The sequence below is a fragment of the Sorangium sp. So ce124 genome (assembly GCF_051525235.1).
In the GTDB taxonomy this organism is placed as follows: Bacteria; Myxococcota_A; Polyangia; order Polyangiales; family Polyangiaceae; genus Sorangium; species Sorangium atrum.
The window spans coordinates 2,183,636-2,203,263 of sequence record NZ_CP150312.1 but is presented as its reverse complement, the minus strand read 5'-3'; the positions used below and the strand labels follow the sequence as shown (position 1 = coordinate 2,203,263).

Here is a 19,628-nt window from a genome sequence, read left to right as displayed (position 1 = left end):
GGAAGCGCAATCGATTGCGGGATGACGCAAGCAGATGACATCCTGGACGACCGTGGACGACCGCGGACGAATGAACGAGCTGTTCCCGTTGTGCTCCGTTCCGCTCCGTTCCGCTCCGTTCCGCCCCGTTCCGAGCTCGTCTGGAGGCTGGCTCACCGATCACGGGCGTCCTTCGCCGGCCGACCCCGACATGCTGTCATGTCCTATCGACTCCAGACCAGCGGCGCCCGACGCGCCCGCGAGGCGGGGTTGCGGGCGCTCGTGGCCTGACGTCTCCCCCGCTGCCTCTCTCGTCGTCTCGCCCCCCGTCACTCGCGCACTTGCGCGCCAGCGGACGATACGGTGAGCGTTCCGCTCAATGCTGAGCTCGGCAGACAGCGTCTGACGACTCCGCGATCGACGCGGCTCACCCTGACCGGCCGTCATGCCGCAGCCGGCGCGTCGAGTCGCCCGGATGCCTGGATCCGCCGCGGAGCCGACCGCTCACCTCTGGTACCGATCCTGCTTGCCGGTCGGCAGCGCAGGCGCTTTCGAGCGCAGCTGCGCCCCGGAGACGTGTGTGACGCCCAGCACGCCAGAGCCATGCAGACAGCGACCGAATACCTCGCGGAGGCCGTGCTGGACGAAGGTCCGGATTTCGCGCTCTACCGGGCGCGCGGGCCGGCGGGGCGGAGCGTCCTCGTCAAGGCCCTGAAGGCCGCTCACCCCTCGACGGCCGAGTACGAGGCGCTGCGGCGCGAGCTGGAGGCGACCCGGCTGGTCGGCTGCGACGTGGCCATGAAGGCGGTGCGGATCTGCACGTTCCATGGCCAGCCCGCGCTCGTGATCCAGGACGACGGCGCGACGCCGCTCGCCCGCCTCGTGGGCACCCCCATGGATCTCGGCCGGTTCCTGAGGCTCTCCATCGCCATCGCCGACGCGCTGGCGACGATCCACGGGCGGCAGATCGTCCACCTCGGCCTCACCCCGCACCGCGTGATGCTCATGCCCGGCGACGACATCAAGCTGACCGGGTTCAGCCCCTGGTCGCTCTCGCCGGGCCGGTGTAGCCCCCGATCCGCCCGTCCAGCCCCCTGCACCTGGCCGTACCTGTCGCTCGAGCAGGGCGGGCGCCTCGGCGTGGCGATCGATCATCGGTCGGACCTCTACTCGCTCGGCGTGATCCTGTTCGAGCTCCTCACCGGACGGCTGCCGTTCGCCGCGAACGATCTGCTGGGGTGGCTCTACTGCCACGCCGCGGTGGTCCCCCCGTCGCCGCTCGCGTCCGTGCCCGGGCTGCCCTCGACCGTCGCCGAGCTCGTCCTGAAGCTGCTCGCGAAGCTCCCCGAGGACAGGTACCAGAGCGCCGCCGGCCTCCAGCACGATCTCGTCCGGTGCCGGGAGGCGCTCCGGACCGAGGGGCGGATCGCGCCGTTCCAGCCGGGTCTCGCCGACGTGCCGCCGCCTCTGCGGCTGACGCCCGGGCTCTACGGCCGCGCCGGCGAGGTCGCGCGGCTGGAGGGCGCGGTGGCGCGGGTCGGGAGCGATGGCCGGACGGAGCTGGTCCTGATCTCCGGCCTCCCGGGCGTGGGCAAGACGCGCCTTGTCCATCGCCTGGGCGAGTCCGTCCGCGCGCCCGCGGCGCGCTTCACGGGCGGCAGGTGCGAGGCGGCCCCGCGCCATGCCCCGTGTGAGGCGCTCCTCGCGGCGCTGGACGGCGCGCTCGTCCAGGCCCTCGAAGAGGGCGAGGCGTCGCGCGCGGAGCTGCAGCGCGGCCTCGCGGGGGCGCTGGGCGCGAACGCGTCGCTGCTGGCCGGCATGCTCCCGGCGCTCGCCCGGATCCTCGGCCAGCAGAGCCCGCCGCCCGAGATCCCGCCCCCCGAGGCCGAGGCCCGGTTCCTGCTGGCGCTCAGCCAGCTCCTCGGCGCGCTCGCGCGGCCGGGGAAGCCGCTCATCGTCTTCCTCGACGATCTCCAGTGGACAGACGCCGATACGCTGAAGGTCGTCGAGCGCTGGGCGACCGACCCCGGCGTCCGCGACACGCTGATCCTCGGCGCGTACCGGAGCAACGAGGTCTCCGATTCCCACGCTGTGCGCCGGATGATCCGCCGGCTCCGCGAGCAGGACGTCGCCGTGACCGAGATCGCGATCGCCCCGCTGTCCGCCGACGCCGTGACCTCGTGGGTGGCCGACTCGCTGCGCGCCCCCCGGGAGGAGGTCGCCCCGCTCGCGGTGAGCCTCCACGAGAAGACAGGGGGAAATCCGCTGTTCGTCGCGCAGCTCGCGGGCACGCTCTACCAGGAAGGGCTGATCCGCTTCTCGACCGCCGCCCGAGCGTTCCGGTGGGATCTCGAGAAGATCCGGGCAAAGAGGTGCTCGGACGACGTCGCCGAGATCATCGCCGCGAACCTCCGCAGCCTCGATGCGGGCACGCAGGACGCGCTGCGGCGGTTCGCCGTGTTCGGCGACGCCGCGGATCTGGCGACCCTGGCGCTCCTGCTCGGCTGCCCGGAAGCCGCCGTCATCGAGCGCCTGCAAGCGGCCTTCGCCCTGCGGCTCATCGTCCGGATCGACCGCGAGATCCGCTTCCTTCACGACCGCATCCATCAGGTCGCCTACGAGCTCACCCCCGCCGAGCAGCGGCCCGAGGCGCACCTCGCCGCCGCGCGCGCCCTGCTCGACGGCCTCCCGCCCGACCGCATCGAGGCCCAGCTGTTCGAGATCGTCCGCCAGATCACCCGCGGCGCGTCACGGATCACGTCGCCGGAGGAGCGCGCGCGGGCCGCCGAGCTCGACCTGCGCGCGGGCCGGAAGGCCCAGGCCGCGACCCACCACGCCGCGGCCATCGGCTTCTTCCTGCAGGGCGCCGAGCTGCTCGGGGGCGCGCGCGCCGAGCTCGCGTTCGAGCTCGACCTCGCGCTGGCCCAGTGCCGGTTCGCGACCGGCGAGCTCGCGGCCGCGGAGCGCATCTGCGCGTCGCTGTGCGAGCGCGCCTCCGGGCGGTGCGCGGCCGCGACCGTGTACGCCCTGCTCGCCGAGATCCAGGTCGCCCAAGGCGCGATGGACGCCGCCGTCGAGAGCTGCGTCGCAGGCTTCGGCCACTGCGGGCTCCCCCTGCCGCGCCACCCGGAGGCCGCCGCGGTGGACGCCGCCGTCGCAGCGGTCCTGGATCGCCTCGAGGGCCGCGCCCTCGCCATCTCCGCCCTCCCGGACCTGCCGCCCATGACCGACCCGCGCACCCGGGCCGTCTGCGATCTCGCCGCCACGCTCTACCAGCCCGCTTACCACGCGAGCTGGGACGTCATGGCGGCCGCCGCCAGCGTCGCGGTGGAGCTCTCGCTGACGCACGGGAACACGAGCAGCTCCGCGGCCGCCTACGCGACATTCGGGCTCGTCCTGGCCGAGCGGCGCGGGCGCCCCGCGGACGCGTTCGCCTTCGGCGAGGCGGGCTATCGGCTCGCCCAGCGCGAGGAGCACTCGCCGTACAGGCCCAGGGCGAGCTTCACGTTCATCGTCCTGCTCGGCTACCTGAAGATGCCGGTCCGACGCTGTCTGGAGCTCATGCAGCGCGAGCTGGACGCGGCGATCTCCGCCGGCAACTACCCGTTCGCGTGCTACTTCGGCCATCAGCTCGTCGCGCTCCGGCTGTTCGTCGGCGACTCCCTCGACGACGTCGCCGACGAGGCGACCCGGCGCCTCGCGTTCGCCGAGCGGACGAGCGGCTGGCTCGACCAGGAGGTCTTCCGCGACCAGCTACGCCTGTTCGCGCGGCTGCGCGACCCCTCCGCGCCCGATCGCCCTGCGGACTGCTCCGTCGAGGAGCTCGCGCAGATGTCGCCGATCAGGGGCTTCCATGGCCACCTCCTCGAGCTGCAGGCGCGCCTGCACCTCGGCGATCCGGGCGGGGCCGTCGAAGCGGCGGAGCGCGCGGGCGCCTTGCTGCAGGCCGCGCGCGGCTTCCTCGGCGCCGCCCAGCTTCACTTCTACGCGGCGGTCGCGCGCTCTGCCGGCCACGCTCGCGCGCCCCCGCCCGCCTGCCTCGAGGCCGTGCGCGCGCACCTCGCCCACCTGACGGCGCTCGCGGAGGTTTCCCCGGCGAACTTCGCACACCAGGCAGCCCTGGTCTCGGCCGAACTCGCGCGCCTCTCGGGCGATGAGCTCGCCGCGGAGCGCGCGTACGAGCAGGCCCTCGAGGACGCCCGCGCCGGCGGGTTCCTCGAGGTCGAGGGGCTCGCCAGCGAGCTCTGCGCGCGCTTCTACGAGCAGCGGGGGCTCGACACGGCGGCGAGCGCCTACCTCGCGCGCGCCCGCGACAGCTACGAGGCCTGGGGCGCGCGGGCGAATGTCTGCGCCCTGCTCCAGCGGCACCCCGAGCTCGCGAGGCGGCCCGCGTCCGGGGTTGGCGACGTCAAGTACCTGGATATGCTCGGCATTTTGAAGGCCTCCCAGGAGATCTCGAGCGCGCTGGTCCTGCCCCAGCTGCACGCGCGGCTCCTGCGCGTGGCCATGGAGCACGTGGGCGCGCAGCGCGGCTGCCTGCTCCTCTCGTCGCCGGAGGGCCTCGTCCTGGCGGACGCGAGCGGCGACGGCGAGCGCGCCTTCGGCCCCGCCGGCCGCCTCGCGGCGCCGTCGCAGGTGCCCCTGTCGCTCTGCACGGCCGTCGTCCGCGCCCGCAAGCCGATCGCGATCGACGACGCGGCTGCGCCGCACCGGTTCGCGATGGATCCTTATTTCGGCGATGCGCTGCGCCCCCGGCGCTCGGCCCTCGGCGTGCCCATCGTGCGCCAGGACGAGGCGGTGGGCCTGCTCTACCTGGAGAACGACCTGGTCCCGGGCGCCTTCTCCACGGCGGAGCTGGGCGTCCTCGATGTCCTCGCGTCGCAGGCGGCCATCTCGCTCGAGAACGCGCGGCTCTACGGCGAGCTCCAGCTGGAGAACGCGCAGCGCCGGCGCGCGGAGGCGTCCTTGCACGACAGCAGCTCGCTCCTGCAGGCCATCCTCGACAACACGCCCGCCGTCGTGTTCGTCAAGGCCCCGGACGGGCGGTACCTGCTCGTCAACCGCCGTTATGAGGACGTCGTGCACGTGAGCCGCGAGGACATCCTCGGCAAGACCGACCACGAGCTGTTCCCGACCGAGATCGCCGACGCGGTGCGCGCCAACGATCTCGCCGCGCTGCGGGAGGACAACCCCATCGAGAGGGACGAGTTCGTCTCGGCGCCCGACGGCATGCACGTGTTCCTCTCCCTCAAGTTCCCGCTGCGCCATCCGGACGGGACGTCGTATGCGGTGTGCGGGATCTCGACGGACGTCACCGAGCGCAAGCGCGCCGAGGAGATGCTGCGCCACTCGCACGCGCTGCTCGAGGCCACGCTCGACTCGACGGCGGACGGCATCCTCGTCGTCGACGACGCGGGCCGCCCCGTGCGGCACAACCGAAGGTTCAGGGAGATGTGGGGGATCCCCGAGCAGGTGCTCCTCTCGCAGGACGACCGCCTGGCGCTCTGCGTCGATCAGCTCGCGGACTCGGAGCAGCTCCTGCAAGAAACGAAGACAGGAAAGACAGCGAAGACAGCGAAGATGACGAGGACGACGACGAGCGTCGATGATCCTCGCGAGGCGAGCGGCGTCGACACCCTGACGTTCGACGACGGCAGGGTCTTCGAGCGCTGCTCCCAGCCTCAGCGCGTGAGCGGGCGCATCGTCGGACGGGTCTGGAGCTTCCGCGACGTCACCACGCGCGTGCAGGCCGAGCAGCAGCGGGACCGCCTGCTCGCGGACGAGCAGCGAGCGCGCGCCGGCGCGGAGGAGGCCGTCCGCGCGCGGGACGAGTTCCTCTCCGTCGCCTCGCACGAGCTCCGGACGCCGCTGACCAGCCTGCAGCTCGCCGTCCATTCGATGGAGAAGAAGCTCTCGCGAGGCGCGGAGGGCATCGAGCGGGCGCGCGCGTCGGTCGATCTCTCGCAGCGGCAGATCAAGCGCCTCGTCGCCCTCGTCGACATGCTCCTCGACGTCTCCCGCATCCAGGCGGGGCGCCTGGAGCTCGACCCGATCGAGATCGATCTCCGCGCGATCGTGGGAGAGGTCGCCACGTACCTGGACGACCAGCTCGCGCGGGCAGGCTGCGCGCTCGACGTGCGCGCCGCCGGGCCGGTCGTCGGCCGCTGGGACGCGCAGCGCATCGAGCAGGTCGTGACCAACCTGCTGAGCAACGCGATCAAGTTCGGCGGGGGCAAGCCGCTCGAGCTCACCATCGCATCGGACGGAGAGATCGCCCGTCTCTCGGTGACCGATCATGGCATCGGCATCCCCGCCGACGTGCGAGAGCAGCTCTTCGAGCGGTACCGCCGGGGCGTCTCGTCGCGTCATTACGGCGGGCTCGGGCTGGGCCTCTACATCACGCGCACCATCGTCGAGGCGCACGGAGGGCGGGTGAGCGTGGCGAGCGAGATCGGCGAGGGCTCGACCTTCTCCGTCGAGCTGCCGCTCTCGCGCGACGTCAAGCCACCCACGAGCGGCCGGGAGCCGCGGCGGCGGCGCTAGACTAGAGTCGTTGAGTAGTTGAGTAGCGACGAGGGCGTTGACAGCGGGCGCGCTGGCGCTACCCTGGGCACACCGGTCAGGAACAGGATCCGTCATTCCACCGACCGACGAGTCATGACGGGCCGCGCTAGCGCCTGGCGACGATGGACCTGAGAGCGTCCCTGATCCCACATGGGGTCTCGGGTGATGAGGTCGCGCCATGCGAAAGGCGGAGATCGAGGCCCTGGTGCGTGCGCACCGGGGCCGTGCCCGTCCCGTCGCGTTCTTTCATGTGCTCCGTCAGCCGTCGCTGGAGCCAGACGATCATGCCTTCCTGTCCGAGCACATCGACGAGCTCGGGACATCCGATCTCCTGCGCTGGAGAGCGCGCTGCGAGAGCGGGTTCAGCGGGCCGGTGATCCGGCAGCTCGCGCGGCTCGCGATCCAGGATCCCGCGCACTTCCAGCATGAGGTGCTGGGCGTGCCGCGCCTCGTGCTCGACGAGGAGGAGTGGATCGAGCTCTCGGATCTCGTGCGCGGCAAGGTCCCGGCGGGGATCTACGAGCGCGTGCTCGAGCGTTGCCGGCGCGAGCCTGTCCAGTGGCCCTCGGAGTTCATCGTCGTGCCCAAGGTCCACAAGGGGCTGCCGCCGCTGCTCGACGGGGACGAGCTCGACGGCCTGAACGGGGAGCGCCCCGCGCTGCGCGATCTGCCGGTCCCGAAGATTCTCGCGGCGAGGCGGGCCGGGGCGCTCTCGCTCGACGACGACGCGCTGGCCGCGCTGGCGATGGAGCGCGCGCGCGGCTCGGACGAGGACTGGAGCGTCGATATCCTCCATTTTCCCCCGGCGCTCCGGGACGCGATCCTCGAGAAGGCGCGCCGGACGCCGCGGAGCGCGGAGCGGGCGAACCTGCTCGGCTGGCTCGAGGCGCACGGCGTGGGGCGGGCCACGCTGATGGACATCGCGCTCGGCGCGATCCGGGCGGGGGACGACGCATATGCCGTGCTCTCCTGGCTCGCGCGCCAGCTGACGACGCGGGCGGCGTGGGACAAACACGGCCTGGAGACGCTCTCCACGCTGATGTCGAGGCGCGCCTTCTCGGAGATAGGCGAGCTCGTGACGCTCGCGTGGAGCGAGGCCAGCCAGGGCGGCAAGGAGGTCTCCCGCGGCTTCCTGGAGGCGATCCAGGTCGCCTTCGCGCTGGTGCTGCTCGGGATGGCGCGGGAGGCGCTCGCGGCGGGCCGCGAGGCGGGCGCGACGGCGGCGCTGTCGGCGCTCGCGTGCCTCGACCCGCCGTCGCGGGTGAGCCGCGCTGTGCACGAGCTCCGGCGGGTCCCGGGCGCGAGCCCGGACGTGGTGGAGCTCATCGCCGTGAACGAGCGGCTGGTGAAGCACAGCGACGCGCGCGACGCCTCCCTGGAGGGCTTCGTGGCGGCCCTCCACGCGATCGCCGACGCGTCTTCGTGATCGCCGCCGGCGCGGCGCCGCTCGCGGCGGCAGCAGCGGCGCGCCCGCTCGCCGCCGGCCGCGCGTGACGTAGCGCGGGGAGCAGCGAGCGGGGCGCGCCGTGGGCGAGCCGGGGCGCCCCCGGCGCGGCGCATGGAATCGTGGGGAGAGCGGCCGCCGCCTCCCCTCCCAGCGCAGGAGTCGACAACGGCCGCAGCGTCGAGCGCGGCGGCCGCTGATCGCCTTCGTTTCCAATGCGCTTCACGACGGTCGCCATCGCTTCCAAGGCGATGGACGACGGTCGCCTTCTTTTTCAATGCGGGGGCCGGCCTTGCCTCCCCTCGAACGTCGACTCTGGAGGAGCACGCCGATGGCGTTCATCAACTATGCGAGCCGGGAGATCTACTGCAAGATCGTCTATTACGGGCCCGGTCTCTGCGGCAAGACGACGAACCTTCAGTACGTGTACGACCGGACGGTGCCGGCCGCCAAGGGGCGGCTCATCTCGCTCAAGACCGAGAGCGATCGCACGCTGTTCTTCGATTTCCTGCCGCTCGATCTCGGGGGCCTGTCGGGCTTCCGGACGCGCCTTCAGCTCTACACGGTGCCGGGCCAGATCTTCTACAGGGCGAGCCGGAAGCTCATCCTGAAGGGGCTGGATGGCGTCGTGTTCGTGGCGGACTCGCAGCGCGCCCGGCTCGACGCGAACATCGAGTCGATGGCGGACCTCTGGGACAACCTCGCCGAGGAGGGCCGCTCGCCCGGCCGGCTGCCGTTCGTCGTCCAGTACAACAAGCGGGATCTCGACGGGATCGCCGATGTCGCAGAGCTCCGGGAGCTCCTCAACCCGGACGGGGCGCCCGAGTTCGAGGCCGCGGCGGCGAGCGGCCGCGGCGTGTTCGACACCCTGAGGGCGATCTCGAAGCTCGCCCTCAAGGAGGTGCAGCGCCGCCAGCGGTAGGGCCTTCGCGAGCGCCGATCTCTTGCTGCTCGCGCGCGCCGAGCTCACCCTCCCGGAGGGAGGACACACCATGACACAGAGGCTCACCTACCACGTCATGCCGGACCCAGACGGCTGGGGCTGGGTGGTCGCGGCCGAGGGCTACGTCACCCGCTCGCTCCCGTACGGCACGGTGCAGGAAGCGATCCAGTCCACGGAGGAGCTCGTCCGCCGGCACCCGGGCAGCGCGGTCGTCATCGACGAGCTGCCACCGCCGCTCACGCCGATCGAGATCGAGCACCGCCTGGCGGCGTGACCGCGGCCAGCGCCGCCGCGGAGGCGCGCGGCCCGCGAGGGTACGGCCGGCGCGCCCGGGCGCGCCCCCGCGGCGGCGCGAAAAAAAAACGCTCCCCCGTGTCGATCCGGCGCGCCTCCGTTCGTCGCCCTGCTGAGCGCCGGGCTTCCCCGGTAACGACCCCGTAGGAAGAGTGTACAAGCAGACAGCGTCATGACCGGAGCGAGGGCACGAACGAGCAGGGCTGCAGCGAGCACGCCGGCGCGTGAGGGCCACCGCTCCGGGAGACATCGAGAAGAGCGTCGAGCTGGACGACGGCAGCTCGTGAGCTCCCTGTCGGCCTATACCAAGGAGAATGTGGACATGCGTTTCATGATCATGCACAGGACCGACGCAAAAACCGAAGCCGGCGCGATGCCGAGCCCCGAGTTCATCGAGCGTGTGGGGCAGATGATGGGGGACCTGGTGAAGACGGGGGTGCTGCGCGACGGCGACGGGCTCCGCCCCAGCTCCGAGGGCGTTCGCCTCCAGTTCACCGGCGGCCGGCGCACCATCACCCGAGGGCCCTTCGGCGGCGCGAAGGCGGTCCCCGCCGGCTTCGCGACCCTGCGCGTGACGTCGCTCGACGAGGCGATCGACTGGGTGTCGCGGTTCGCGGCCCTGATCGGCGACGTCGACATCGACATCCGGCCTGTGACGGAGATGTGGGATCTCGGCGTGGCGCCGAAGCCCGAGGGGCTCACGACGACGCGGTACATGGCGGTCCACTGTCACGACGAGGCGGGAGGCGACGCGCCGCCCGCGCCGGAGCTGATGGCGGCGATGGGTCGCCTCATCGAGGAGATGACCCGGGCCGGCGTGCTGCTCGCGACCGAGGGAATGCAGCCGAGCGCGAAGGGCGCTCGTATCGTGTCGACCGGCGGCAAGCACAAGGTGACCGACGGGCCGTTCGCCGAAGCCAAGGAGCTGATCGGCGGGTACGTCATCGTCGATGTGCCGTCTCTTGACGACGCCAAGGACATCGCGCTCCGCTACGCGGACGTCATGGGCGACATCACGATGGATATCCGCGCGCTGTCCTGACGTAGGTCGGATGCTGAGAGCGGCGTCGTTCTGATGCGGCTCAAAAACTCCGACCCACCAAAAATACACGGCTCTCGTCGCTTTCGTGATTGGGTCCGAGCTGCTCGGGCAACCATGGAGGTCATTCATTGCTCCTCGGTCTCCGAGCGCCACTGGCCGCAGGGCCGCCGGCGCCGGAGGCCGAGGACCTTTCGCGGATCGCCTCGCGCTCCGCGTGCTCTGAAAGGAACTTTCCATGCGAACTTGCTTGTCGGCGGCGACCGCCGCCGCCCTCGTGCTCCTCGGAGCGTGCGTCGTGGAGGACGCCTACGGGCCGGAAGCGGAGATCGAGCAACTGGAAGGCTGGGATCAGCCGCTGACCGGCGACGGGCTGACCGCCACATTGACGGTCGCGTCGGACTGGGGGACCGGGTACTGCGCCGACGTCGCCATCCGGAACACCGGAACCGCGACGACGACGACCTGGCGGATCACCACGAACCTGAACGGCTCCACGCTCGTGAACGCGTGGAGCGCAACCACGAGCGTGAGCGGGCAGCTGGTCGCCACGCCCGCGGCGCACAACGCGACCCTGGCGCCGGGCGCATCGACGAGCTTCGGGTTCTGCGCCAACGCGAGCGGCCCTGCCCAGCGCCCAGCGCTCGCCAGCGTGACGGCGGGCGGGTCCGGCAGCAGCAGCGCCAGTAGCAGCAGCAGCAGCGCCAGCAGCAGCAGCGCCAGCAGCAGCAGCGCCAGCACCGGCAGCGGCGGCGCAGGCGGCAACGGCGGCTCCGGCGGCACAGGCGGCAGCGGCGGCACAGGCGGCAGCGGCGGCACAGGCGGCAGCGGCGGCTCCGGCGGCGCCGCGCCGACCGGGCATTACCAGATGGAGGACCTCGATCGCGGCGTGGTCGCCGTCAAGGTCTCGAACGGCGTCTACGTCGGATGGAGGATGTTCGGTTACGAGTACGACGCGGCGAACCCGAGCGCGATCTCGTACGATGTGTACCGGAACGGGACGCGCATCGCGAACGTCACGAACAGCACCAACTACCTCGATACCGCCGGCACCAGCGCGTCGACCTACACGATCCGGGCAGTGGTCGGCGGCGTCGCACAGGCCGCCTCCCCCGCCGCCGCCACGTGGGGCCAGAACTACCTCCGGATCCCTCTCACGGCGCCCGCGGGCGGAGCGACGCCATCGAAATGCGATAACGCCGGCGAGAGCTACTCGTACTCCGCGAACGACGCGAGCGTCGGAGACGTCGACGGCGATGGGCAGTACGAGATCATCCTCAAGTGGGATCCGTCGAACGCCAAGGACAACTCCCAGGCTGGCTGCACGGGGCCTGTCTACCTCGACGCCTACAAGCTCGACGGGAAGCGCCTCTTCCGCATCGATCTCGGGAGGAACATCCGGGCGGGCGCGCACTACACGCAGTTCGTCGTGTACGACTTCGACGGCGACGGCAACGCGGAGATCGCGGTGAAGACCGCCCCCGGCACGCGCGACGGCGCGGGCGCCTACCTCAGCCGCGGTCCCGCGGCCTCCGACGACGACGCGGCGGACTACAGGAACGCCGCGGGCTACGTGCTCACCGGCCCCGAGTACCTGACGGTGTTCAGCGGCGCGAGCGGCGCGGAGCTCGCGACCGTCGCGTTCGACGTGGCCCGCGGGACGGTCTCCTCGTGGGGGGACTCGTACGGCAACCGCGTCGATCGCTTCCTCGCGAGCGCGGCGTTCGTGAGCGATCTCGGGACGGGCCAGGACGCGAGCGGCAGGCCGGCGATCCTGATGGCCCGCGGCTACTACACGCGAGCCACCGTGACCGCCTGGAGCTTCCGCGGCGGCAAGCTCACCCAGATCTGGAAGGCCGACAGCAACGCGAACACCGTCTACACGGGCCAGGGCGCCCACTCCATGGTCGTGGCCGACGTCGACGCGGACGGGGCGCAGGAGGTGATCTACGGGGCCTCGACGATCGACAGCAACGGCACCCGGAAGTGCTCGACGGCGCTCGGGCACGGCGACGCGCTGCACGTCAGCGACTTCGTCCTCTCACGCCCCGGGCTCGAGGTGTTCATGCCGCACGAGGACGGCACCAAGCCGACCTACGACCTCCACGACGCGAACACCTGCGCGATCCTCAAGCAGGGCCCCGTCACGGGGGCCGACACCGGGCGCGGGGTGGCGGGCGACGTGCTCGCGAGCAGCGCCGGCGCGGAGATGTGGACCAACTCCACGGGAGGGCTCCTGTCCGCGACCAGCGGGTCGAACGTCGGGAGCCAGCCGGCGTCGGTCAACTTCCTGATCTGGTGGGACGCGGACGAGCTGCGCGAGCTGCAGAACAACACGTCGATCACCAAGTACGGCGGCGGCTCGCTCCTCAGCTGCAGCCAGTGCGCATCGAACAACGGCACGAAGTCGACGCCGGCGCTCACGGCCGACCTGCTCGGCGACTGGCGCGAGGAGATCGTGTGGCGCGAGTCCGACAACTCGGCGCTGCGGCTGTACACAACGACGAACGTGACGACGCGCCGGCTCTACACGTTGATGCATGATCCCCAGTACCGGATGCAGGTCAGCTCGGAGCAGACCGCCTACAACCAGCCGCCCCACCCGAGCTTCCACATCGGCGGCGGAATGGCGGCGCCCCCGAAGCCGGACATCCACGTGAGGTGACGTCGACGCCGCGAGGCGGGCAGATCGGGCCGCGCGAGGCCGCCACGCGATCTGCCCGCCGGTGCGGGATCGTCCCTGTCGAGCGCTCGCGGCGCCGCGCGCTCGACAGGCGCGTCGGTCCTGTCACTTCCGGTACCGCGCGAGCGTCAGACCGGCGTCCTCGGTGCCGTCGGCCACCAGGCCCGCCATGACCCGGGCGCCGGTCTCGTTGAAATGGGTGCCGTCGACCGAGCCGTCCGCCCGGACGAGGAAGAAATCCTCGCCCGCCGCCACACACCCGATCGAGTTCAGGTGGGCGAGCGTCTTCGCGTTGAGATCGATGACGGCCACGTCCAGCTCGTCTCCGAGCTCCCGCATCGCCTTCGCATAGGCGCTCAGGCCGTTGCCGAACTCGTGGCTGTCCCCGGAGCACGATCGCCGCGGGGGCGGGGTGACCAGCACCGGCGTCGCGGCGCGCGCCTGCGCGCCCGTGATGTACTGCTCGAGGTACGATTTGAAGTCCGTCGCGGGATCCAGGTAATAGGGAATGGTCTCGCCGTCATGCTCGTACGTCGCGGTCTTGTTGCTGTCGTTCGTGCCGAACTGCACGAGGAAGTAGTCTCCGCGCTGGATGTCCTCGAGGACGTCGTCGAGGCGGCCCTCCTCGATGTACCGGCGCGCGGTCCGGCCGCCGATGGCCCGGTTGTCGACGCGCACCCGCTCGTCGAAGAACTCTCCCAGCATCTGGCCCCAGCCCGCCTGGTGAAGGGCGCTGTTCACGTAGGTCTGAACGGTCGAGTCGCCGGCGATGTACACAGTGACGTCGGGCAGCTCGGCGCTCCCGCCGCCGCCTTCCGAGCCGCCTGAAGCGCTCATCGCCCCCCCGGCCGCGCCGCCGGCGCCCCCCTCTCCCGCGCCGCCCACCCCCGCGGCGCTGGTGCCGGAAGCGCTGCTCGCTCCGCCCACACCGCTGCTGGCGCTTGTGCTTGCGCTGGTGCTGCCGCCGCCACCGCCGCTGCCTGTGGTCTGCGTGGCGGGGTGTTCGTCGGGGCCTCCCGAGCTGCAACCGCCCGACGCGAGGCCGGTGCCGGCGACGAAAGAATGAAGCACGACGGTCATGAAGATGGGCCGAATTCGCATGACGAGCTCCTGGAGGAAGACAGTGCACGGCGAGCACGCGTCATTGCGTGCCCGGAAGGACGTACGTGGCCAACGTGGGTGGAGAGAGCGCGAAGCGATAACCGAGCACCGCTCGATCCTCCCCACGTGCGCCGAGGCGGCTGCGATCAATCACGCTTCGTTCGATTTTCTCGCGGGGGCCTGGGCCGTCGCGCCAAAGCGCAAATTTTCACGAGAATGACCGTTCGACGGCTCGACGCAGTCCGGCGCGACGCCGTCAGAGCTCGACGCCGAGCAGCACGCCAGGCCGGAAACGGTACCGCGCAAGGACGGTCTCGGTGCCCTGCTCGAGCGCGAGATCGTAGCGGACGCGCGCGGGATCGAGCTCGACGAAGAGCTCCGTGAAGAGCCGGACATCGCGGCTCAGCGGCAGCTTGGCGACGGCGCCGGCCACGAGCACGAGCGCGTTCGAGGCGCTCGCCCCGGAGGGGACGAACGACGGCGCGCCGGCGCTGCCTGGCCGCGGCGCCGCCTCGACATGATCGAGGCCCGCGCCGAGCCGCGCGCCGAGCTGGAGCGGCGCCGCGCCGGGCGTGAGGGCGTAGAGCCAGGAGGCGTCCGCGCGGAGCGCTATCGTGCGGAGATCGAGGCCGATGCGCGGCTCCTCGTAGCGGCGCTCGAACTGGTACTGGAAGCGCGCGTCGAGGGCGAGCCGCTGCTGCCCCGAGCTCCCGCCGAGCGCGACGCGAACGCCGGGGCCATGCGTCCAGCCGATCTCCGCCGAGTGCACCGTGACGCCGTAGAAGGCCCCGAGCTCCAGCGCGCCGCGCAGCGCCGGCGCCGCCTGGCCCGGCGCACCGCCCGATGGCGCCGCCTGGCCCGGCGCGCCGACCGATGGCGCCGCAGGGTCCAGCGCGCCGCCCGATGGCGCCGCCTGGCCCGCCGGCGCCGCCTGGCGGAGCACGAGCGCGCGCGCCTGCTCCCGATCGAGCGACGCGCGCGCGCCCCCGCGCAGCGACCGCAGCGAGAGCTCCACGACCTGGGCCACGGACTCGCGATCGAGCTCGTCGAAGCGGCCCGAGAGCTCGATCGAGCGCACGAGGAAGCGATCGGCCACGGGGTCGGTGAAGTAGAGCGCGGCGCGGCGCGGGTCGCTCACGTCGATCCAGCAGGAGAGCGCCACGCCGGAGGAGGCCCGCGCCGCGAAGAGCGCCGCCGCGTCGAACGTCGGCGCGACGCGGAACCGGAGCGTGAACGCGGAGAGCGCCTGAGATTCGAGCGCCGCCCGGATCACGCCCAGGTTCGGCGCGGAGCCCGTCAGCACGATCTCCACCAGCGGCGCGCCGGGCGACGCGGACGCCGCCGGAGGCCCCTCCTCCATGGCCGTGGCGCGCGCCGCGGAGAGCGCGATCGCCGCGGTGAACCCGAGCCAGATCGGCGCTCGCCCCGTGATCACCCTCCGAGCTCGGCGAGGCGGCGGCGGGCGTGCTCGACGTACGGCGAGCCCGGGTGCTCCCGGAGCAGGCGCCGCCAGGTCTGCGCCTCGTCGCCGGTGCGCCCGAGCGCCCGCAGGGCGCGCCCGCGGCCGTAGAGCGCCTCGACCGCGAGCGGGCGCGGGCCGGCGACGCCGAGGTACCGATCGAACTGCGCGAGCGCCGCGGCAGCCGAGCCGGTGCTCAGGAGCAGGCCGCCCAGCGACACGAGGGAGAGCGTGGCCTCGGGCGACGACGCGAACCCCTTCTGGAGCGCGCGGTAGAGCTCGATGGCGCGCCGGGAGCGGCCGGCGCGCCGCGCGCCGTTGGCCTCCCGGAAGAGCTGCTCCGCCGTCGAGGCGCTCGGAGAAGCGCTCGGAGAGGACGCCGCCGCGCTCGACCCGCGGGCGGCCTCGCGCGGCTTCGGAGCGGCCGGCGCGAGCTCCGACGGCGCCGCTCCGGTGGGCGCCGGCGCGGCCTCGCCCTCGGACGGAGCGGCCGCGGAGGGCGCGACCGCGCGCGGACGGGCCACCGCCGCGCGCAGCGAGGGCTCGAGCGGGCGGGCGGCCGGCCCTACCTGCGCCGCCGGGCGCGGCTGGACGAGCGCCGAGGTCGCGAGCGACACCCCGGCGACGAGGACGGCCGCCGCGGCGTAGAGCCAGGCGCTCCGCGTCCTTCCGGCCCAGCGCCGCCCCGGGAGGAGGGTCCCCGGCCGAGCGTCGTCGTCTCCGCGCCGGACGTCGTTGTCGGGCCGCACGGGCGCGCTCGCGAGCCGCACGGGCGCTCCTTCGCGCCGCCGCCGGGCCGGCGCTCCCTCGCACGGCAGGTCGATCACGGCCCCGCCGATCGCGGCGTTCGCGATGCGCGCGAGGAGCTCTGCGTCCCCGGGCTCCGCCGCGCCCGCGGCGTCGAAGTCCAGCGCGAGCACCCAGCTGATCCGGCACGACGCGCAGGTGCCGAGGTGGGCGTCGAGGGCGAGCCGGTCCGGCTCGGTCGCGACGCCGCGGCGCACCCGCGTGAGGAGCTCGCTCCGACAGTCGGCGGTCATGGCTCCCTCCCCCGGAAGAGCTCGGCCAGCTTCGCGTTGTTGGCGAGCGCGCGCCGCAGCGCCTCCTTGCCGAGGCGGAGCCGGCTCCAGACCGTGTTCGGAGAGACGCGGGCGAGCGCCGCGATCTCGTCGACCGTGTAGCCGAGCACGAAATGGAGGGCCAGCGCCTCCGCGGTCGCCTCGGGCATCCTGTCGAGCACCTCGAGCACCATCTTACGCCGCCGGCTCGAGACCGCCTCGGCAAACGGGGACGCGCCGCTCTCGTCCGGCGCCACGTCGATCGGCGCGTCCGGCTCGTCGAAGCGCGCGCGCACGCTGAGGCGCCGGCGCGCGCCGAGCGCGGTCATCACCGCGATCCGGTTGGCGAAGTGGAGCACGGTGCACTCCGCGCGAAAGGACGGCAGCGCCTGGAGCAGCGCGAGCACGGCTTCCTGGGTCACGTCCTCGACGTCGGGGTGATGGGGGCCGAGCACCTTCCGCACGCTGCGCAGCATGGCGCCGCCGAGCTCGGTGATGAGCGTGCGGATCGCCGCCGGATCGCGCGCCGCCGCGGCGCGCGCGAGCCCGAGCAGCTCGTCCGCCCGCGGAGGCGCTCCCTCCGGCGGCGCGTGGAGGTCAGTCACGGGGTTTCGCATTCTGGCGACGAGGGTTGAGGCCATGAGTCCCGATCATCAGGGCGCGCAGCGCGGAGCCCGGCGGCGGAGGCGCGACTAGGGCCCTCCGGAGCGCGGCCAGCCGTCGGTGTCCCACGCCAGCTCGGAGATCCGCAGCGTGGGGGCGCCGTTCGATTGCGCGTCGTAGGCGTGATAGACGTTGTAGGAGCGATCGCCGGAGAACAGCACGGCGTTGTGCCCGGGCCCTCGCCAGCGGGAGCCTCCTTCCACGACGATGCTGCCGCCGCCGGACATCATCGGTGTCCCCTTCTTGTCGACGTACGGGCCGGTGATGCTCGTCGAACGACCGACGGCGATCTTGTACGTGCTGTCCGCCCCACGGCAGCAGGCGTCGAACGAGACGAACAGGTAATAGAAGCCGCAGCGCCGGACGATGAAGGGCGCCTCGAGCGCCCCGCGGGCGTCGGGGCGGGAGGCGAGGGCGTGGAGCTCCTCGTCGGCCCGCTCCCCCGACGGGGCGAGCTTCACCATCTTGATACCGCTCCAGAAGCTCCCGAACACGAGCCACGGCGTCCCCTCCTCGTCCATCGCGACGTTGGGATCGATCGCGTTCCAGTCGTCCCGCGCCGCGCCGTCGTTGGAGCAGATGGCGGCGCCGCGGTCCGTCCAGGGACCTGCCGAGTCGAGCGATGCCTTCGTCGCGTGCCCGATGCACGATCGGTTGCTGCCGAACGTGGAGGCGGAGTAGTAGAGATGGTAGGTGTCCCCGAAGCGTGAGATATCGGGCGCCCACAGGTCGCTCACGCCCGGGACCTTCTCTTCCAGCCAGGCGGGCTTCTTGTCGAACACCCGACCGGCGGCCTGCCACGCGGTGAGGTTCGACGAGCTCTTCATCGGGAGCCTGTCCCCCGTCTGGAACAGGTAGTAGCGGTCGCCGTCCTGGATGATGGCCGGGTCGTGGGTCCCCAGGTTCCCGGACAGGGGCAGCGCCTCGGGCGGGCTCGCCGGGTCGTAGAGGGCATCGGCGCACCTGTCCGCGGCCCCTCCCGCGCCGCCGCTCCCGCCAGCGCCGCCGCTGCCTCCCGCGCCGCCGCTGCCTCCCGCGGCCTCGGCGCCACCCACCCCGGCCGTCGCGCTCGGATGGCCTCCCGCGCCGCTGCTCGCCGTGGTGGCCGACGTGGTGGTCGTGGCGCCGGCGCCGGTGGCGCCGCTGCCCTGGCCGCCTGAACCGGAGCCCTGCACCGAGGTCTCCGTGCTGCACGCGACAACGCCGAGCAGGAGGCTCCACGCGAGCGCGCACACCCTTCGTCGCCGTGACCTGCAAAGCGTGAGACGCATCTTGGACTCCTGAGGCTCCATGGGCGGATCGTCCGTCGAGGTGCTGGCCATGGGGTCGGCCCGATGTCCTCCGGACCGAGTCTTCCCGCTCTCCCACGTGGGCCGGAGCGCCCACGATCAATCACGGGTTGCTCGAGCTTCTCGTGGAGCGCCAAAAACCGTCTTCGAAGAAATTTTACACCGAGACGGCGTTGCCTCGAATCATCGTGCGACGCGCCGAGCTTCGTAGATGTCAGCCACCCCGCTCCGCGTCGACGCGAAGAACAGGACGGCGCCGTCGGGCGAGAGGTGTGGATCGGTGTCGCGCTCCGCGGGAAGGTTGAGCGGCTCACCGAGCGACTCCGCCTCTTCGAAGGCCGCGTCGGTCGACGGCCGTCGCGCCCAGAACAGGTCTCCTCCGCCCTCGCGGCTCGATCGGAACAGGATCTGGCGGCCCTCGTCGAACAGGAACGGAGCGTGCTCGTCGCCCGCGCCGTCCAGCCCGGCGAGCGGGGCGAGCGCGCCCCAGGGGTCCTCCGGGCGTTCGCGCGACGCGATGGCGATGTACGTCTCGGCGGCCGGGGGCTCGACGCCGACCACGACGCGGAGCTCGGAGGGATCGACGTGGGGCGACATCACCTCGCCGTCGCCGGCGACGAGCGAGTCCACGTGGGCCGGCGCGCCCCACGGGTCGTCCCGGCTGGCGCGCTCGGCGCGCCAGATGCCCTTCGGAGCGCGCTCGCTGAAGAACCAGATCCTCAGCCCGTCCTCGGAGACGCAGGGAGTGTCCTCGACGCTATCGGCGCCGTTGAGCGCCTCCACGGCGCGCGGCGCCTCCCAGGGCGAGCCAGGCGCCGCCCGCCGCGACGCCCAGATATCGCGGCTGCCGCCGCGATCGGACATGAAGTAGATCTCGAGGAGATCGCCTGTCAGCGTGGGGTCCTCTTCCCTGGAATCGCTGTTCAGCTCCGTCACCGCCGACGGCGCGTCGAACCTCGGCCGCTCCGGCGCGCCCGCCGCCCCCCCTCCCCCGCCCTGCCCGGGCGCGAGCACGCCGATCACGAAGCGCTGGTCCTCGCACCCGGCCCCGCCGAGCGCGAGCCAGAGCCCGCACGCCACCGTGATCCCCCGGGACCGGCACCTCATCCACC

General features: G+C 72.4%; 12 protein-coding genes. 6 read left to right on the top strand and 6 right to left on the bottom strand.

Annotated elements, in window-relative coordinates; translation table 11 throughout:
- Positions 1-582 precede the first annotated feature (582 nt).
- The 6 genes from WMF19_RS08315 (at position 583) to WMF19_RS08290 (ending at position 12,928) form a co-directional block, all read left to right on the top strand.
- Positions 583-6,522 (top strand): ATP-binding protein, encoded by a 5,940-nt coding sequence (locus WMF19_RS08315; RefSeq protein WP_437898594.1) that lies wholly within the window; start codon positions 583-585, stop codon positions 6,520-6,522.
- Positions 6,523-6,721: 199 nt separating this feature from the next.
- Complete coding sequence (locus tag WMF19_RS08310; RefSeq protein ID WP_437898593.1) at positions 6,722-7,969, top strand: hypothetical protein; 1,248 nt, start codon at positions 6,722-6,724, stop codon at positions 7,967-7,969.
- Positions 7,970-8,318: 349 nt separating this feature from the next.
- A complete protein-coding gene (locus tag WMF19_RS08305) occupies positions 8,319-8,909 on the top strand; it encodes a GTP-binding protein (RefSeq protein ID WP_437328236.1) in 591 nt (196 codons plus the stop codon).
- A 70-nt stretch (positions 8,910-8,979) separates the two neighbouring features.
- Complete coding sequence (locus tag WMF19_RS08300) at positions 8,980-9,204, top strand: DUF2188 domain-containing protein (protein ID WP_437898592.1); 225 nt, start codon at positions 8,980-8,982, stop codon at positions 9,202-9,204.
- A 342-nt stretch (positions 9,205-9,546) separates the two neighbouring features.
- On the top strand, positions 9,547-10,266 hold the full coding sequence (locus tag WMF19_RS08295; RefSeq protein WP_437898591.1) for a YciI family protein: 720 nt from the start codon (positions 9,547-9,549) through the stop codon (positions 10,264-10,266).
- Between the two features lie 235 nt (positions 10,267-10,501).
- A complete protein-coding gene (locus tag WMF19_RS08290) occupies positions 10,502-12,928 on the top strand; it encodes a cellulose binding domain-containing protein (RefSeq protein ID WP_437898590.1) in 2,427 nt (808 codons plus the stop codon).
- A gap of 123 nt (positions 12,929-13,051) precedes the next feature.
- Here WMF19_RS08290 and WMF19_RS08285 read toward each other — a convergent pair whose 3' ends face one another.
- The 6 genes from WMF19_RS08285 to WMF19_RS08260 all read right to left on the bottom strand — a co-directional run bounded on the left by WMF19_RS08285 (position 13,052) and on the right by WMF19_RS08260 (position 19,623).
- Entirely contained in the window at positions 13,052-14,047 is a 996-nt protein-coding gene (locus WMF19_RS08285) for a rhamnogalacturonan acetylesterase (RefSeq protein ID WP_437898589.1), read from the bottom strand.
- A gap of 256 nt (positions 14,048-14,303) precedes the next feature.
- The gene (locus WMF19_RS08280) at positions 14,304-15,482 is read right to left on the bottom strand and encodes a hypothetical protein (protein WP_437898588.1); all 1,179 of its coding nucleotides are present in this window, start codon (positions 15,480-15,482) and stop codon (positions 14,304-14,306) included.
- Positions 15,479-16,546 carry a tetratricopeptide repeat protein gene (locus WMF19_RS08275; protein WP_437898587.1) on the bottom strand — a complete coding sequence of 356 codons (1,068 nt, stop codon included), beginning with the start codon at positions 16,544-16,546 and terminating at the stop codon, positions 15,479-15,481. The genes WMF19_RS08280 and WMF19_RS08275 overlap by 4 nt, the downstream gene beginning before the upstream one ends.
- The gene (locus WMF19_RS08270) at positions 16,543-17,169 is read right to left on the bottom strand and encodes an RNA polymerase sigma factor (protein WP_437799853.1); all 627 of its coding nucleotides are present in this window, start codon (positions 17,167-17,169) and stop codon (positions 16,543-16,545) included. Before WMF19_RS08270 ends, WMF19_RS08275 begins: the two co-directional genes overlap by 4 nt.
- A gap of 87 nt (positions 17,170-17,256) precedes the next feature.
- Positions 17,257-18,498, bottom strand: a complete 1,242-nt coding sequence (locus tag WMF19_RS08265; RefSeq protein ID WP_437898586.1) for an arabinan endo-1,5-alpha-L-arabinosidase — start codon at positions 18,496-18,498, stop codon at positions 17,257-17,259.
- Between the two features lie 201 nt (positions 18,499-18,699).
- Positions 18,700-19,623, bottom strand: a complete 924-nt coding sequence (locus tag WMF19_RS08260) for a hypothetical protein (protein ID WP_437898585.1) — start codon at positions 19,621-19,623, stop codon at positions 18,700-18,702.
- Between the last annotated feature and the right edge of the window lie 5 nt (positions 19,624-19,628).

Coding starts and splice junctions, on each gene's coding strand:
- WMF19_RS08315 (WP_437898594.1), top strand. CDS start 583: ATGCAGACAGCGACCGAATACCTCGCGGAGGCCGTGCTGGACGAAGGT.
- WMF19_RS08310 (WP_437898593.1), top strand. CDS start 6,722: ATGCGAAAGGCGGAGATCGAGGCCCTGGTGCGTGCGCACCGGGGCCGT.
- WMF19_RS08305 (WP_437328236.1), top strand. CDS start 8,319: ATGGCGTTCATCAACTATGCGAGCCGGGAGATCTACTGCAAGATCGTC.
- WMF19_RS08300 (WP_437898592.1), top strand. CDS start 8,980: ATGACACAGAGGCTCACCTACCACGTCATGCCGGACCCAGACGGCTGG.
- WMF19_RS08295 (WP_437898591.1), top strand. CDS start 9,547: ATGCGTTTCATGATCATGCACAGGACCGACGCAAAAACCGAAGCCGGC.
- WMF19_RS08290 (WP_437898590.1), top strand. CDS start 10,502: ATGCGAACTTGCTTGTCGGCGGCGACCGCCGCCGCCCTCGTGCTCCTC.
- WMF19_RS08285 (WP_437898589.1), bottom strand. CDS start 14,047: ATGCGAATTCGGCCCATCTTCATGACCGTCGTGCTTCATTCTTTCGTC.
- WMF19_RS08275 (WP_437898587.1), bottom strand. CDS start 16,546: ATGACCGCCGACTGTCGGAGCGAGCTCCTCACGCGGGTGCGCCGCGGC.
- WMF19_RS08265 (WP_437898586.1), bottom strand. CDS start 18,498: ATGCGTCTCACGCTTTGCAGGTCACGGCGACGAAGGGTGTGCGCGCTC.
- WMF19_RS08260 (WP_437898585.1), bottom strand. CDS start 19,623: ATGAGGTGCCGGTCCCGGGGGATCACGGTGGCGTGCGGGCTCTGGCTC.